This is a genomic window from Streptomyces sp. NBC_00045 (assembly GCF_045041095.1).
Classification (GTDB): domain Bacteria; phylum Actinomycetota; class Actinomycetes; order Streptomycetales; family Streptomycetaceae; genus Streptomyces.
This window is the reverse complement of record NZ_CP108272.1, coordinates 49373-63364: the sequence shown is the minus strand read 5'-3', so window position 1 is coordinate 63364 and position 13992 is coordinate 49373. Positions and strand designations below refer to the sequence as shown.

Here is a 13992-nt window from a genome sequence, read left to right as displayed (position 1 = left end):
CTCCGGCACGGGCGCGCCGGGGCTGCGCGGGGCGCTGCACCGGCGGCGTACGAGAAGCCACGGCGGGCGCTCCGGCAGGGCTACGGCAGGAGTCCGCGCACCGCCGAGGACATGGGGCCGCCCTCGGAACGCTCCGTCTTGTGCCCCTTGTTGCCCGGTGCCAGCGTCCGGGCGTCCACGGCCTCGGCCGGCGCCCCCGTCGCGTACAGCCCCTCGGGGGCGCTGTCCCGGTCGTGCGGGAGCAGCCAGAACACCCGCCGCCGGAAGGTGCCGGAGGAACGCGACGGCTTGGCCTTCGGCCCCAGCAGCGCGTACCCGACCATCCGCCCGTCGCGGTGGTACGCGGGCCGCCCGCGCCGGGTCGGCAGCCGGTCCAGGCTCTGGCGGACGTAGTCGAGCCGGCTGATGTCCTCCAGCCAGACGAGGTCCACCTCGTGGAGGATCTCGTCTTCTGCGATGAGGGCGCTCATGCTGTCTCCTCGTCCGCGAGCAGGCCGATGCCCGGGTAGTACTTGCGCTGGTTGGACAGGATCATTTCCTTCGGCGAGGCAAGTCCCACCGACTCGCGGACGCGTGCCGCGAAGGCCCGGGACGATATCGCCGGTGCCCCCTCATTCTGGCACCAGCCCCTGTAGGCCGCGTAGAGCTGCGCTTGCTCCGCCCGCAGATCGGCCTCCAGGCGACAGGTCTCGCCGATGAAGCGCCCGATGTGGTCCTCGGTCTCCGCGTACGCCGTGGTCGCGATGCGGACCCGCTCGGGGCCGGTGAGGTCCCGGTCGCCGCCGAGGTAGCGACGGGCCCCGTCGATCAGCCAGTTGAGGATGCCCGGACCCTCCTGGGTGACGAGGACGTCCGCCAGGTTGTCGATCTTGCGGTCGTCGGAGACGACCCGCTCGAACGGGATCAGCCGCATGCGCCGCCAGAACGCGAACCCGCCGGTGCCCACCTCGGGCCGGTGGTTGCCCAGCAGCCACATCTTGTGCGTCGGCTCGAAGCTGAAGAAGTCCTGCCGCATCCGGCGCGCCTTGATGCGGTCGCCGCCGGTGAGCAGTTTGACGCGGGCCTCGTCGAAGCGGTCGCCCGGTTTGACCTCGCTGCACACGATCACGCGGCGGCCGTGCAGTTCGGCGAGGTCGGTGGGGTGCCCCTCGTACGGCCGTGACATCAGGAACCCGGGGGGCGCGGCGTCCGCGTAGTCCCCCAGCAGCTTCATCAGGACGTCGAGGAGTACGGACTTGCCGTTCTTGCCGGAGCCGAACAGGAACGGCATGACCTGGGCGCCGACGTCTCCGGTGACGGAGTAGCCGAGCAGCAGCTGGAGGAAGCTGATCATCTCCGCGCCCTCCGGCCCCTCGCCGAAGGTGTCCGTCAGGAAGCGGTTCCAGCGCGGCGTGGGCATCGGCTGCGGCGCCGCCGAGGTGGAACGGGAGTGGAAGTCCTTCGTGGGCTCGGCGGGGCGGATGTGCCCGGTCCGCAGGTCCACGACGCCGGCGGGCGTGCACAGCGCGTACGGATCTGCGTCCAGGCGCGCCGCGTTGAGCACCATGCCCGGGGCGGACTTCGCCTGGGTGAGCATGGCGTTCATCCCGCTGGTGCTGAGGGTGCGGCGGCGGTGCTGCTGGAGCGCCGCAGGCGTGTACAGGCCCCGGGGGTCGGTGGTGGCGATGGACTCCGCGAGGTCGCCCGCGGACCACATCACGGTGTCGTCCTCGTCGATCTGCCAGCGCGTACCGTCCCAGCGGTACCAGCCGATCCCGGGAACGTGCCGGTAGTCGTTGCGGTACAGCTTGACGAACAGCTTGGCGTTGCCGCGGTCGGTGAGGGTGTCGGGCAGCAGCCCGTCCGCCGTCGCCTCGCCGTCGGCCGTCGCCAGGGCCGCCTGGGGGCCCTGTACGGCCGTCTCCCGGCCCGCGGAACGCGGGGAGGGCTCCAGGGACTCCTCGGAGGCGCGGGGCGCCGGAACGGGCTGCGCGAGGATCTGGGCTGCGACGGCCTGCACGTCGAAGCCGGCCAGCATGCTGTCGTTCTCCACGCTCACACGCGGCCTCGGAGGGCCAGCGGGCGTGCCAGGCCCGCGCTCAGTCCGCCGCGGATGATGGCGCGGCAGCGCCGCTCCTGCCCGGGGCGGGCCCGGCCTGCCGCCTCCTCCAGGGCCCGCAGGGCCTCGGTCTCGCTGACGTGGCCCGCGGCGACGAGTCCACCGGCGGTGTAGGCGGCGCGGTTCAACTTCTCGGAGAACGCGGCCCCTTCGGGTACGAGGGCGCAGTCGGCGACCTCGGCCAGCACTCCGGCGAGGACCCGGTCCGGGGCTCCGCGCCCCCCGCCGGCCGCGATGACGGCCTGCCGGGCCCGGGGCGGCACGGGACGGGGCCCGGGAACCTCCGCGGCGGGCAGGTGTCCGGTGCGCTCCAGTTCACGGGCGAGCCAGCCCGGCAGCGGCGCGGGCATCCGTACGGTTCCCAGGGGTCGGTAGACCCCGGCGGGGGTCACCGTCCCGGGAGCCACGATGTACCCGCCGTGGGCCCGTACGTCGACCTGCCAGGCGAGCGCCCGGCCGTTGCCCGATCCGGCGGAGCACTGCCAGCGCTGGCCGCCGCCGTTGCAGTACCACACGTGCAGGCCCCCGGACGGGGTCCGCACGCGCAGGGTCGTCTCGTCGTCCGCCGGGCTCGCCGCACCGCGTAAGGCGGCCAGCACGCCCACGGTGTGGAACCCGTTGGCCAGCCCGGTCAGGTCGACGGTGTCGGATATTGCAACGCCCGGCAGCAGCCGTTCGCGGCTGGGGAGTTCGCGCGCGTGCGCATCGATGTCGATCACGACGAGGCCCGCCGGACCGGTGGCGACGCCGACCCCGAGATCGGGACGGGCACCCCACCACTGGCGGATCCGCTCGGAGTCGAGCGTGGCGGCGTGGAACCCGTGGCACCAACGGCCCGCCCGCAGACACTGGCACGCCCCCCGGTCATGGCCCGGAGCGCGGCACACGTCGCAGTTGCCCACGGGCGTTTTGCGGCCCGGCGCAAGAGGGTGAACCGGCCACCCTTGGCGCGCGCACCACTCGGCAGTCGCCACAGGCTCCGACCGCCTTGGGTCGCTGCGCGAAACCCGCAGCTCAGCTGCCATTTACTTCCCCCGTAAGCGACTGAAGCGACTCAACGCCCAACAACAGATTAGCGAAACCACTGGGAGACGAGAGACATGAGAGCCAGAACAGATGTACGTGTCCACGAAGGGTCGCAGAAGGGTCGCAGCGACTGAGCGACTGAACGGGAGCGACTGAGCGACTCTTCGGTCGCTCGTTGAGTAGCTCACAGAACACCAGGTCACAGGCCTGCGCAAGCACAAACAGCGACTGAAGCGACTCAAGACCCCTATATATGACGCGCACACGCGCACACGCGCACGCACGCCAATGTCTCCATATACCCGGACCTTGAGTCGCTTCAGTCGCTGTTCCCCTTGAACGACCCCTCTGACCTGCTCTTTTCCTCCAGCGACCGAAGCGACCGAAGAGTCGCTCAGTCGCTGCCCTTCAGTCGCTGCGCCTCGCGACCCCCCTCAAGGCCCCCTGAACCCCGCCTCCACCGAGAACCGAGCAGCGACTGAACGCCCCACCGGGCAAATCCGGCCCCGCCGGCCGACCCCGGCCCCGCCGGCGTTCGAGGCGCGGGGGGTCCGGGGCAGTGCCCCGGGAAACGGAGGAGGGGCGGGGCGGGGAGAAGGCCCCGCGCAGCGGCCCCGGCCCCAGCCCCGGTCCGGGCGGGCACGGGAGCGCCCGGGTACGAGGCCGCGTCAGGCCCCGTACTGCTCCAGCAGGAGCTTCTTCTGCGGCTTGCCCATGGCGTTCCTCGGCACCGCCGGAACGAACCACACCTCCCGCGGCCGCTTGTGCACCGACAGGTTCGCCGCGACGAAGTCCGTGAGTTCGGCGCCCGTCACGCCCTCGGCGACGACGAACGCGACGATCCGCTGCCCCAGGTCCGCGTCCGGGACCCCCACCACCGCCGCCTCGCTGACCTTGGGGTGGTCCAGCAGCGCGTTCTCGATCTCGCCGGCGCCGATCCGGTATCCGCCGGACTTGATCATGTCGATGGAGGCCCGGCCCACGATGCGGTGGACCCCGTCCGCGGGATCGACGGCCGCGATGTCGCCCGTACGGAACCACCCGTCCTCGGTGTACGCGCCCGCCGTGGCCTCCGGCCGGCCCAGGTAGCCCGCGAACAACGTCGGTCCGGTCAGCTGGAGTTCCCCGATCTCGGCGCCCGGCTCGGCGGCGATCCGGGTCCGGATGCCGGTGAGCGGGGTCCCGACCGTCCCCGGCCGGACCTCGCCGCCCGCGCGGCCGCTGACCGTGATCAGCGTTTCCGTCATCCCGTACCGTTCCACGGGCCGCAGCCCGGTCAGCCGCTCCAGGTCCCGGAAGACGGGCGCGGGCAGCGCGGCGCTGCCCGAGACCAGCAGCCGGGCCCCGGACAGTGCGGCCGCGGCCGCAGGCTCGCGGGCGATGCGGGACCACACGGTCGGCACCCCGAAGTACAGGCTCCCGCCCGCCGCCGCGTACGCCTCGGGCGTGGGCCGTCCGGTGTGCACGAGGCGGCTGCCGGTGCGCAGGGCGCCGAGCACGCCGAGCACGAGCCCGTGCACGTGGAACAGCGGCAGGCCGTGCACCAGCGTGTCCTCGGCGCTCCACTGCCAGGCTTCGGCGAGCGCGTCGAGGTCGGCGGCGAGCGCCCCGGCGGTCAGCACCACGCCCTTGGGCGCGCCCGTGGTCCCGGAGGTGTACAGCACGAGCGCCGGGTCCTCGGGCCCCGCATCGGCGGTGCCCGCCGATGCCGCGGAACCGGAGTCCCGCCGGGCGAAGTCCACCTCCACGACCTGCGCCCCGGAGTCCTGCAGGATGTGCTCGCGCTCGGCGGGCCCGGCATCCGGCGGCAGCGGTACGAACGGCACCCCGGCCAGCAGCCCTCCGACCGCGGCGGCGACGGTCTCCAGGGAGGCCGTCGCGGTCATCGCGAAGGCCTTGGCCCCGGCCACGTCGGCGGCCACCGCTCGGGCCGCGCCCAGCAGGTCCTCGTAGGAGGCGGTCCGTCCCGCGACCTCGATCGCGTCCTTGCGGTCCCCGTACTCCCCGTCCAATGCCGTCAGCACGCTCGTGTCCCCCTCGGTGGTCATCCGGCCCGGTCGGCCCCAGGCTACGGCCCCCCGTCCCGCTCCCCCGGGGGCGCCACCGAGGCCCCGGAAGAGCCGTGCGGGGTCCGGGGCCGAAGCCCGGGACCCCGCACACCCGACCCGTGGGTTAGATGACGCCCTGCGCGAGCATCGCGTCGGCGACCCGCTCGAAGCCGGCGATGTTGGCGCCGGTCACGTAGTCGCCGGGAGCCCCGTACCGTTCGGCGGTCTCATGCGCGACCTCGTGGATCGAGCGCATGATGCCGGCGAGCTCGTCCTCGACGCGCCCCGCGCTCCAGGCCACCCGGCCTGCGTTCTGGCTCATCTCCAGGGCGCTGACGGCGACTCCGCCCGCATTGGCGGCCTTGCCGGGCCCGAACGCGACCCCGGCCTCCTGGAGGATGCGTACGGCCTCGGGAGTGGTCGGCATGTTGGCGCCCTCGGAGACCGCCTTGACGCCGTTGGCGATGAGCGTGCGGGCGTCCTGCGCGTCGAGTTCGTTCTGCGTGGCGGAGGGGAAGGCCACGTCCGCGGGGACCTCCCAGACCCGGCCGCCGGGCACGTACCGGGCCGAGGACCCGCGCCGCGCCGCGTACTCGCTGACGCGCCCGCGCTCGACTTCCTTGATCTGCTTCAGCAGCGCGAGGTCGATGCCCTTGTCGTCGACGACGTAGCCCTGGGAGTCGGAGCAGGTCAGCGGGTTCGCGCCGAGCTGCTGGAGCTTCTCGATGGTGTAGAGGGCGACGTTTCCGGAGCCGGAGACGACCGCGGTCAGGCCGTCGAGGGATTCGCCGCGCACGTGCAGCATCTCGGCGGCGAACAGGACGCTGCCGTAGCCGGTGGCTTGCGGGCGGATCGCGGAGCCGCCCCAGTTCTGCCCCTTGCCGGTCAGGACGCCGGCTTCCCAGCGGTTGGTGATGCGCCGGTACTGGCCGAACAGGAAGCCGATCTCGCGGCCGCCGACGCCGATGTCACCCGCGGGTACGTCGGTGTGCTCGCCGATGTGGCGGTGCAGCTCGGTCATGAAGGACTGGCAGAACCGCATGACTTCGGCGTCGGAGCGGCCGTGCGGGTCGAAGTCGCTGCCGCCCTTGCCGCCGCCGATCCCCAACCCCGTCAGGGCGTTCTTGAAGATCTGCTCGAAGCCCAGGAACTTCACCACGCCGATGTCGACGGACGGGTGGAAGCGCAGGCCGCCCTTGTACGGGCCGAGCGCGCTGTTGAACTCGACGCGGTAGCCGCGGTTGACCTGGACACGGCCCCGGTCGTCCTGCCACGGGACCCGGAACAGGATCTGCCGCTCCGGCTCGGTGAGCCGCTCCACCAACGCGACCGCCGGGTCCGCGTACTCCGGCCGGGCGGCGAAGACGGGGGCCAGGCTCTCCAGCACCTCCCGCACCGCCTGGTGGAACTCCGGCTGCGCGGGGTTGCGGCGCTCGATCTCGGCCCGCAGTGCTTCCAGCCTGTCCTTCGAGTCCTTCACGGATGTCCCTCCAGGGAGTGCGCGGTGCGTAGACGACGGCAGGTGCATGGTGCCTTCAGGTCCGCGAGTACCGGTCGCTTCCGAGCGGAGCGCACCTCGCACGCGCACTTTCGGAAAAGTTTTTCCGGATCGCGGCCCTTTTCGGAGGCTACCGTGCGCAGCACTGCTCTGGGCAAGGCTTCTGCCCTGCGGACAAAAATGTCCTCCCGTGGGGTAGGACCACGAGCAGACCACCACCAGAGGAGAAACGGACGTGGAGATCGCAAGACTCGTCTCACTCATCGCCGCGACGGTCACGACGGGCCTGATGGCGGGCCTGTTCTTCGCCTTCGACGTGTCGGTGATGCCGGCGCTGCGGCGCTCGGACGACCGGACGACGATCCAGGTGATGCAGCGCGTCAACGTCGCCATCATCAACGGCTGGTTCATGATCGGCTTCCTCGGCGCCCTGCTCTTTACGGGCCTCGCGCTGGCCCTGCACCTCACCTCGGGCGGGGGCGCCGCGGCGGTGCCGCTGATCGCTGCGCTCGTCGCGTACGTCCTCCAGCTCGGTGTCACCGGCAGGGTCAACATCCCGCTCAACAACGCCCTGGAGCAGGCCGGCCCCGTCGAGCGCATCGCCGATCCGGGCGCCGTCCGCCGGGCCTTCGAGTCGCGCTGGGTGCCGGCCAACCGCTGGCGGACGCTGCTGTGCACGATCGCCCTCGGCTGCCTGGCCTGGGCCCTCGTACTGAACGGCCGCCTCTGACGCGTTCGGGCGCTACCGCGCGGTGGCCCGCCCGTACAGCACCAGCGCCCGCGAGAGGGCCGTCAGGGCCGCCGTGCAGAGCAGCGTGCGGATGATGTTCGTGGTCACCCACGTCCCCTTGAACTTCTCCACGACGGAGAAGTCGGTCAGCTTCGCCGCCTCGCCCGCATTCGCGAGCTCGTTGTTCAGCGGGATGTTCACGGTGAAGGTGATCACCAGGACGACGAGGTACAGCGCGGCCGCCGCCCCCACCCACACCGCGACCCCGCGCCGACCCCTGCGGAACTCCACCACCGCCGAGGCGACTGCGGCGAGCAGGGCCACCACGAAGACGGTGCCGAACAGCCCGTTCCCGTCGATGACCGCGTTGATGTTCTGCATCGCGGTGACGTACGTCCGCTCGTCGCCCCGGGCCAGCCCCGGCATCACCGAGACGTCGAAGGCGAAGAACAGCCCCGCCATCAGACCCACGAGCACGGTCGAGACCATGAGCAGGACGGTCGCGATCCGGTCGCCGCCGCCAGCCGTGTTCTTCCGCATGGGACTCTCCTCTGGTCGTGTCGTGTCACCACGGTCCGGTCCGGATCCGATCCCGAAAATCCCGGTGCCCGAGCAGGTCGCACCCCCCGGTAGGGTGCGGCCATGAGCACCTCCGCCCTGCGCCTGGAGCCGGTCACCGCAGCCAACTTCGATGCGGTGTGCGCCGTACGGGTACGCCCCGACCAGGCCCGTCTCGTCTCCCCGGTGGTCAAGTCCCTCGCCGAGGCCTACGTCCACGGGGACACCGCCTGGCCGCGCGCCGTCGTCGACGGCGACGAGGTCGTCGGCTTCGTCATGGCCTTCGTCGACATCGCCTGGAACCCGGAGCGGGACCCCGCCGACATCCGCTCGGGCATCTGGCGCCTGAACGTCTGCGCCGACCACCAGTCCAAGGGCTACGGCCGCTTCGCGGTCCGGGCCCTCACCGCCGAGCTCCGCAGCCGCGGCACCGACCGCGTCTACGTCACTTGGGAGCCCGGCCCCGGCACCCCCGAGCCGTTCTACCTGGGCCTCGGCTTCCGCCTCACCGGCGAGGTCAGCGGCGGCCAGACCGTCGGCGTCCTGGACCTCCCGGCCGTCTAGGGGCCGTCCGGCAGGACCACCGTGCGCGAGGACCCCGGAGCCGCCGGACCGGCGGTCACGGCCGCGGCCCCCGTACGGAACTCCTGCGGGCTCACCCCGCGCACCCGCTTGAACGCCGTCGACAGCGCGAACGCCGAGCCGTAGCCCACCCGCCGGGCCACCGTCGCCACCGTGGCGTCCGGCTCGCGCAGCAGGTCGGCCGCCAGGGCCAGGCGCCACCCCGTCAGGTACGCCATCGGCGGCTCCCCGACCAGGTCCGTGAACCGCCGCGCCAGTGAGGCCCTGGAAACCCCGGCCTTGTGCGCGAGCTCCTCCACCGTCCAGCCGTGCGCCGGGTTCTCGTGCAGCAGCCGCAGCGCCCTGCCGACCACCGGATCGCCCTGCGCCCGGTACCAGCCCGGGGCCCCCGAGCCGGGGTCCGCGAGCCAGGTGCGCAGCACCCCGATCAGCAGCAGGTCCAACAGCCGGTCCAGGACGAGTTCCTGGCCCGGCTCGTCCCGGGAGATCTCCGAGCCGAGCAGCCCGATCAGCGTGGCGTCCGCGGCGGCCGCCGGCCGGACCAGGATCGTCGGCAGCGCGCCCAGCAGCCGGCGGCCGATCTCGCTCGGCGCCATGTAGGTACCGCTCAGCATCACCGCCGACCCGGCGTCCTGGTGCCCCGCGCCCCAGGTCCGCACGCCCAGCGCCATGGACTCGCTGACGTCCTCGCCCGCCTCCGTACTGCACCGTTGTTCGGGGTCCACCGTGATCTGCACCGGCGTCCCGGGCGCGTCCGCCACCGTGTACGGCTCGGGCCCCCGTACGACCGCCACGTCCCCGGGGCCGATCAGCACCGGCGTGCCCCCGTCGGGGAGCAGCCAGCCGGTCCCGTGCACCATCGTGACCACCGACAGCGGGGCCCGGTCCTCGATCCGCACCGCCCAGGGCGGGTTGAAGACGGACTTGAGGAGGAAAGCGCCCCGGGCGTTGGGGCCTTCGAGGAGTCCGGTCAGCGTGTCCACGGGGCCATCCTCTCCCGGCGTCCTGCCCCGGGGCAGGAGTTCAGACGTCCCAGACACCGGTGGCCGCCGCCTCGCGGGCGTAGTCGGCGAAGTCCCTGGGAGCCCGGCCGAGGGCCTCCTCCACCCCGTGCACGAGGTGGGCGTTGCGCCCGTCCAGGATCATCGTGAACAGGTCGGCGAACTCATGCGGCAGACCGTTCTCGCGGAGCACCGCGCGGTACTCCTCGTTGGAGACGGGCACGTACGCGATCGCGCGCCCGGTCGCCTTCGACAGTTCGGCGGCGGCGTCGGTGAAGCTGATCAGCCGCGGCCCGGACAGCTCGTACGTCCTGCCGATGTGCCGGTCGTCGGTCAGCGCGGCCACCACCACGTCGGCGATGTCGTCGGTGTCGACGAAGGCCTCCACGGCGTCCGCGGTCGGCAGGGCGATCTCCCCGGCCCGTACGGACTCCACGAAGAATCCCTCGTCGAAGTTCTGGGCGAACCAGCTGGACCTGACGACCGTCCAGTCCGCCCCGGACGCCTTCAGGCTCTCCTCGGCGCGCTGCGCGGCCTCCTCGCCCCGCCCGGACAGCAGGACCAGGCGGCGCGCACCGGCGGCGACGGCCGCCTCTGAGAACGCGCCGATCTGCTCGGCGGCCCCCGGGAAGGCCAGGTCGGGGTAGTAGGTCACGTACACCCGGTCGACGCCCTCCAGCGCCGGCTCCCAGGTGACGGGGGCGTTCCAGTCGAAGGCGGGGGCCCCGGTGCGCGAGCCGATGCGCACCGGGATGCCCAGGAGGTCGAGCTTCTGCGCGACGCGGCGGCCGGTCTTGCCGTTGCCCCCGATGACGAGGGTCCGTGCCTGCGATGCCTGCGGTGTCTGTGTCATGCCTCCAGTGAAGCCGGCACCGGCGAGACGGAACATCGCCGAAAAGCTCAACCGCATACGCGTGCGTCCACGCCGCGGTCGAGGCGCTCAGGCGCGGCCGGCGTCCTCGCCGAGGGTGTGCGCGACGAGGGCGTTGGCGTGGCCGTGGCCCATGCCGTGCTCCGTCTTGAGCCAGGAGACGAGCTCCATGTGCTTGGTGAGCGGCGAGGACCGGATCAGGTCCTTCCATTGCGCGACGGGGCGTCCGTACTTCTTCTCGATCGAAGGGAAGTAGCTGGCAGGGCCCTTCACCGGCTCGCTCATCTCTGCGGTGCTCCTGTCGGTCGGTACGTACGTCGTGTTCCGCTGTCACAAGGTAGACGTACTTCCCGACCGAAACTCATCGCCGATCACCGGAAAGATCTCGGATGATGTCCCGATGACCTGGACCGAACGCATCGTCACCAGTCCCCGGGACGGTATCCGCCTCTCCTGCCGGGACTGGGGCGGCACCGGCGTCCCCGTCGTCTTCCTGCACGGCCTGGCAGGTCACGCCGGCGAATGGGACGCAGCCGCCGAACACCTCTCCCCGCACCACCGCGTGGTGGCGGTGGACCAGCGCGGCCACGGCGCGAGCGAACGCCGCCCGGCGGACGTCTCCCGCGCCGCCCACGTCGCGGACGTCCTCGCCGTCACCACGCAACTCGGTCTGGACCCCGCGGTCCTCATCGGCCAGTCCCTCGGCGGGCACACCGCCCTGCTCACCGCGGCCGCCCACCCGGACCTGGTCCGCGCCCTCGTCCTGGTCGAAGCGGGCCCCGCTGCCGCCGACCCCGCCACCCCGAACCGGATCGGCGCCATGCTCGACTCCTGGCCGCTCCCGTTCCCCACGCTCGACGCAGCACGCGAGTTCCTCGGCAGCGAGGCCTGGGCGGCCGGCCTGGAGCAGCAGGCGGACGGCTGGTACCCCCGCTTCGAGCGGGACGTCATGGTCGCCGCCATCACGGAGAACACCACCCGCGCCTGGTGGCCCGAGTGGCAGCGGGTCGCCTGCCCGGTCCTGCTCGTGATCGGCGAGAAGGGGATCGTTCCGCCGGAGGAATCACAGCGCATGCTGACCCCGCCGGGCCCTTCCACGACGGCCGTCTCCGTACCGGGCGCCGCTCACGACGTCCACCTCGACAGCCCCGGGGCCTTCCACGCCGTCCTGACCCGTTTCCTCGACCGCGTCGGGATGAAACCCGGTCGCTCACATATGGCCGATCACGCAGCCTCAACTATGGTCGAGATCAAGCAATGTGATCACATGTCCGCATGACCCCCACGAGGACGCTCTACCTGCTCTGTTCTGCCGCCCCGCCCGTCTTCGACGTGGCCCATGTGATCGAGGACGCCCAGTCCCGCGGCTGGGACGTCTGTCTCGGCCTCACCCCGACCGCCGCGCACTGGGTCGCCGGAAGCCTCGACGGCCTGGCCGCCCTGACCGGGCACCCCGTGCGCTGGCAGTACAAGCTTCCCGGCGAGCCCGACGTATGGCCTGCTGCCGACGCGCTGCTCTTCGCCCCGGCCACCTTCAACTCCCTCAACGCCTGGGCCCTCGGCCTCACCGACCGCTTCGCCGTCGGCGTCGCCGCCGAGGCGATCGGCAAGGGCACCCCCGTCGTCACCATGCCCTGCACGAACGCGGCGCTCGCCGCACACCCGCAGTTCGACCAGTCCCTGGCCACCCTGCGCGGTGCCGGCGTCACCGTCCTCTACGGCGACGACGGTTTCGTCCCCGGCCCTGCCGGCCCCGACGCCCCGCCCCACTTCCCGTGGCCGGTGGCCCTCACCGCCCTGGACGCCGCGAGCACCACACCCAACCCATGAGGGCCGTACCAGGGCCGCCTACTCCCCCGTCACCCCGTCGATCGCCTCGCGCAACAGGTCCGCGTGCCCGTTGTGCCGGGCGTACTCCTCGATCATGTGGGCCAGGACGTAGTGCAGCGAGTACGCCTGGTCGCCGAAGTGCCCCTGCACGTCGAGCGACTCGGCGGCTTCGACGATCGCCCGGGACCGCGCGCAGGCCTCTTCCCAGATCCTGAACGACTCGGCCGGGTCCGCGTCGTCGACGTGGAACTCCGTCCACTGCCCGGCCTCGTTCTTCGGGAAGTAGCCGCGCACGTCGTCGCCGTTCAGGACGTTGCGGAACCAGCCGCGCTCGACCTCCGCCAGGTGCCGCACCAGCCCGATCAGGCTCAGCCCGGACGGCGCGACGGCCCTGCGCCGCAGCTGCTCGTCCGTCAGCCCGGCGCACTTCATCATCAGGGTGTCCCGCTGCCACTGCAGGATGCTGGTCAAGGTGGCGCGCTCGTCGCCCACCAGTACGGGCCGGGTCCGCTGCTCGTCGATCATCGGGCGATCATCACAGCCGTACGGCGACCCGTGCACGGCATTTCAGATGCCGGACCGCAGCTGCCGGAAGAAGGCTCGGACGTCCCCGACCAGCAGCTCCGGCACCTCCATCGCCGGGAAGTGGCCGCCCCGGTCGAACGAGGTCCAGCGCACGATCGTGTCGGTGCGCGCGGCGACGTGCCGCAGCGGGATGAAGTTGTCCCGCGGGAAGTCGGCCAGTGCGGTCGGCGTGGCCGACACCTCGGGCGGTAGCCCGTAGTAGTCGGCGTGCGCGCGCTCGTAGTAGATCCGGGCGGCCGACCCGGCCGTCCCGGTCAGCCAGTACAGCATCACATTGGTCAGTATCTGGTCCCGGTCGATCGGGCACCCGGGGTCGCTCCACTCGGCGAACTTCTCCCCGATCCAGGCGAGCAGCCCGACCGGCGAGTCGTTCAGCCCGTACGCGAGGGTCTGCGGCCGGGTCGCCTGGATGTCGGCGTACCCCTGCCGCTCCCGCGACCAGACCCGGAACCTCTCCCACGAAGCCAGCGTCCGCTCCCGTTCGGCGGCACTCAGCCCGGCCAGCTCCTCGGCCCGCGGCTCCTCGGTCGCCCCTCCCCCGGGCAACAGGTTCAGGTGCACCCCGAGCACGTTCCCCGGCCGGCTCCTCCCGAGCTCCCGCGAAACGGCCGCGCCCCAGTCGCCGCCCTGCACCCCGTACGCCGCGTACCCGAGCCGCTCCATCAACACCCCGAAGGCCCGCGCGGTCCGCTTGAACTCCCAGCCGCTCTCCCGGGTCGGCCCGGACAGGCCGAAGCCCGGGATGTGCGGCAGCACCAGATGAAAGGCATCGGCCGGATCCCCGCCGTGCGCCCGCGGGTCGGTCAGCGGCCCGGCCACCCGCTGGAACTCCACGAACGACCCGGGCCAGCCGTGGGTCATCAGCAGCGGGGTGGCACCGGCCTCGGGCGAGCGCACGTGCGCGAAGTGCACCTGCGCCCCGTCGATGACGGTGGTGTACTGCGGCCACTCGTTCAACCGCGCCTCCGCCGCCCGCCAGTCGTAGCCGTCACGCCAGTACCGCACGAGCTCCCGCACCTCCCCGAGCGGCATCCCGTACGCCCGACCCACCCCCGGCAGCTCATCGGGCCACCGCACCCGGTCCAACCGCTCGGCCAGGTCCTTGAGCTCGTGCTCGGCCACATCAACCCGGAACGCCTGCGCCCAGTCCCCAAGATCACCCATG

The 13992-nt window shown here is 72.2% G+C and carries 15 protein-coding genes; 4 read left to right on the top strand and 11 right to left on the bottom strand.

Going from position 1 to position 13992, the window contains the following annotated elements; all coding sequences use genetic code 11:
* Positions 1-80: 80 nt before the first annotated feature.
* From OHA65_RS36410 to gdhA, 5 genes are all read right to left on the bottom strand, one after another.
* A complete protein-coding gene (locus OHA65_RS36410) occupies positions 81-470 on the bottom strand; it encodes a DUF6009 family protein (RefSeq protein WP_327286118.1) in 390 nt (129 codons plus the stop codon).
* Positions 467-2017 carry a phage/plasmid primase, P4 family gene (locus tag OHA65_RS36405; RefSeq protein ID WP_328765590.1) on the bottom strand — a complete coding sequence of 517 codons (1551 nt, stop codon included), beginning with the start codon at positions 2015-2017 and terminating at the stop codon, positions 467-469. The genes OHA65_RS36410 and OHA65_RS36405 overlap by 4 nt, the downstream gene beginning before the upstream one ends.
* Positions 2018-2034: 17 nt before the next feature.
* A complete protein-coding gene (locus OHA65_RS36400) occupies positions 2035-3123 on the bottom strand; it encodes a bifunctional DNA primase/polymerase (RefSeq protein ID WP_327286117.1) in 1089 nt (362 codons plus the stop codon).
* A gap of 669 nt (positions 3124-3792) precedes the next feature.
* Positions 3793-5148 carry an AMP-binding protein gene (locus OHA65_RS36395; protein WP_405763535.1) on the bottom strand — a complete coding sequence of 452 codons (1356 nt, stop codon included), beginning with the start codon at positions 5146-5148 and terminating at the stop codon, positions 3793-3795.
* Between the two features lie 148 nt (positions 5149-5296).
* Complete coding sequence (gdhA, locus tag OHA65_RS36390; RefSeq protein WP_327286115.1) at positions 5297-6700, bottom strand: NADP-specific glutamate dehydrogenase; 1404 nt, start codon at positions 6698-6700, stop codon at positions 5297-5299.
* 205 nt (positions 6701-6905) lie between these two features.
* Between gdhA and OHA65_RS36385 the strand changes: the two genes are divergently transcribed.
* Complete coding sequence (locus tag OHA65_RS36385; RefSeq protein ID WP_331729717.1) at positions 6906-7400, top strand: anthrone oxygenase family protein; 495 nt, start codon at positions 6906-6908, stop codon at positions 7398-7400.
* Between the two features lie 12 nt (positions 7401-7412).
* Here OHA65_RS36385 and OHA65_RS36380 read toward each other — a convergent pair whose 3' ends face one another.
* Complete coding sequence (locus OHA65_RS36380; protein WP_327286113.1) at positions 7413-7940, bottom strand: anthrone oxygenase family protein; 528 nt, start codon at positions 7938-7940, stop codon at positions 7413-7415.
* Positions 7941-8042: 102 nt separating this feature from the next.
* Here OHA65_RS36380 and OHA65_RS36375 point away from each other — a divergent pair, with 102 nt between their 5' ends.
* Positions 8043-8522 (top strand): GNAT family N-acetyltransferase, encoded by a 480-nt coding sequence (locus OHA65_RS36375; protein WP_328765467.1) that lies wholly within the window; start codon positions 8043-8045, stop codon positions 8520-8522.
* Here the strand turns inward: OHA65_RS36375 and OHA65_RS36370 are convergent.
* The 3 genes from OHA65_RS36370 to OHA65_RS36360 form a co-directional block, all read right to left on the bottom strand.
* Positions 8519-9523 carry an AraC family transcriptional regulator gene (locus OHA65_RS36370; protein ID WP_327286111.1) on the bottom strand — a complete coding sequence of 335 codons (1005 nt, stop codon included), beginning with the start codon at positions 9521-9523 and terminating at the stop codon, positions 8519-8521. The genes OHA65_RS36375 and OHA65_RS36370 overlap by 4 nt on opposite strands.
* 40 nt (positions 9524-9563) lie before the next feature.
* Positions 9564-10394, bottom strand: coding sequence for an NAD(P)H-binding protein (locus OHA65_RS36365; protein WP_328765465.1), 831 nt, complete (start codon positions 10392-10394; stop codon positions 9564-9566).
* Between the two features lie 87 nt (positions 10395-10481).
* Entirely contained in the window at positions 10482-10697 is a 216-nt protein-coding gene (locus OHA65_RS36360) for a DUF4287 domain-containing protein (protein WP_327286109.1), read from the bottom strand.
* Between the two features lie 115 nt (positions 10698-10812).
* Here OHA65_RS36360 and OHA65_RS36355 point away from each other — a divergent pair, with 115 nt between their 5' ends.
* Positions 10813-11691: an alpha/beta hydrolase gene (locus tag OHA65_RS36355; RefSeq protein ID WP_328765463.1), complete on the top strand. Its 879-nt coding sequence runs from the start codon at positions 10813-10815 to the stop codon at positions 11689-11691.
* The gene (locus OHA65_RS36350) at positions 11688-12242 is read left to right on the top strand and encodes a flavoprotein (RefSeq protein ID WP_331729714.1); all 555 of its coding nucleotides are present in this window, start codon (positions 11688-11690) and stop codon (positions 12240-12242) included. The genes OHA65_RS36355 and OHA65_RS36350 overlap by 4 nt, the downstream gene beginning before the upstream one ends.
* An 18-nt stretch (positions 12243-12260) precedes the next feature.
* Here OHA65_RS36350 and OHA65_RS36345 read toward each other — a convergent pair whose 3' ends face one another.
* On the bottom strand, positions 12261-12767 hold the full coding sequence (locus tag OHA65_RS36345; protein WP_331729712.1) for a DinB family protein: 507 nt from the start codon (positions 12765-12767) through the stop codon (positions 12261-12263).
* 42 nt (positions 12768-12809) lie between these two features.
* Positions 12810-13991 (bottom strand): epoxide hydrolase family protein, encoded by a 1182-nt coding sequence (locus tag OHA65_RS36340; protein WP_331736251.1) that lies wholly within the window; start codon positions 13989-13991, stop codon positions 12810-12812.
* Position 13992 lies beyond the last annotated feature (1 nt).

Bases quoted from the DNA above. Each gene is read 5' to 3' on its own strand.
- OHA65_RS36410 (WP_327286118.1), bottom strand. From the start codon at position 470: ATGAGCGCCCTCATCGCAGAAGACGAGATCCTCCACGAGGTGGACCTC.
- OHA65_RS36405 (WP_328765590.1), bottom strand. From the start codon at position 2,017: ATGCTGGCCGGCTTCGACGTGCAGGCCGTCGCAGCCCAGATCCTCGCG.
- OHA65_RS36400 (WP_327286117.1), bottom strand. From the start codon at position 3,123: ATGGCAGCTGAGCTGCGGGTTTCGCGCAGCGACCCAAGGCGGTCGGAG.
- gdhA (WP_327286115.1), bottom strand. From the start codon at position 6,700: ATGCACCTGCCGTCGTCTACGCACCGCGCACTCCCTGGAGGGACATCC.
- OHA65_RS36380 (WP_327286113.1), bottom strand. From the start codon at position 7,940: ATGCGGAAGAACACGGCTGGCGGCGGCGACCGGATCGCGACCGTCCTG.
- OHA65_RS36375 (WP_328765467.1), top strand. From the start codon at position 8,043: ATGAGCACCTCCGCCCTGCGCCTGGAGCCGGTCACCGCAGCCAACTTC.
- OHA65_RS36365 (WP_328765465.1), bottom strand. From the start codon at position 10,394: ATGACACAGACACCGCAGGCATCGCAGGCACGGACCCTCGTCATCGGG.
- OHA65_RS36360 (WP_327286109.1), bottom strand. From the start codon at position 10,697: ATGAGCGAGCCGGTGAAGGGCCCTGCCAGCTACTTCCCTTCGATCGAG.
- OHA65_RS36355 (WP_328765463.1), top strand. From the start codon at position 10,813: ATGACCTGGACCGAACGCATCGTCACCAGTCCCCGGGACGGTATCCGC.
- OHA65_RS36350 (WP_331729714.1), top strand. From the start codon at position 11,688: ATGACCCCCACGAGGACGCTCTACCTGCTCTGTTCTGCCGCCCCGCCC.
- OHA65_RS36345 (WP_331729712.1), bottom strand. From the start codon at position 12,767: ATGATCGACGAGCAGCGGACCCGGCCCGTACTGGTGGGCGACGAGCGC.
- OHA65_RS36340 (WP_331736251.1), bottom strand. From the start codon at position 13,991: ATGGGTGATCTTGGGGACTGGGCGCAGGCGTTCCGGGTTGATGTGGCC.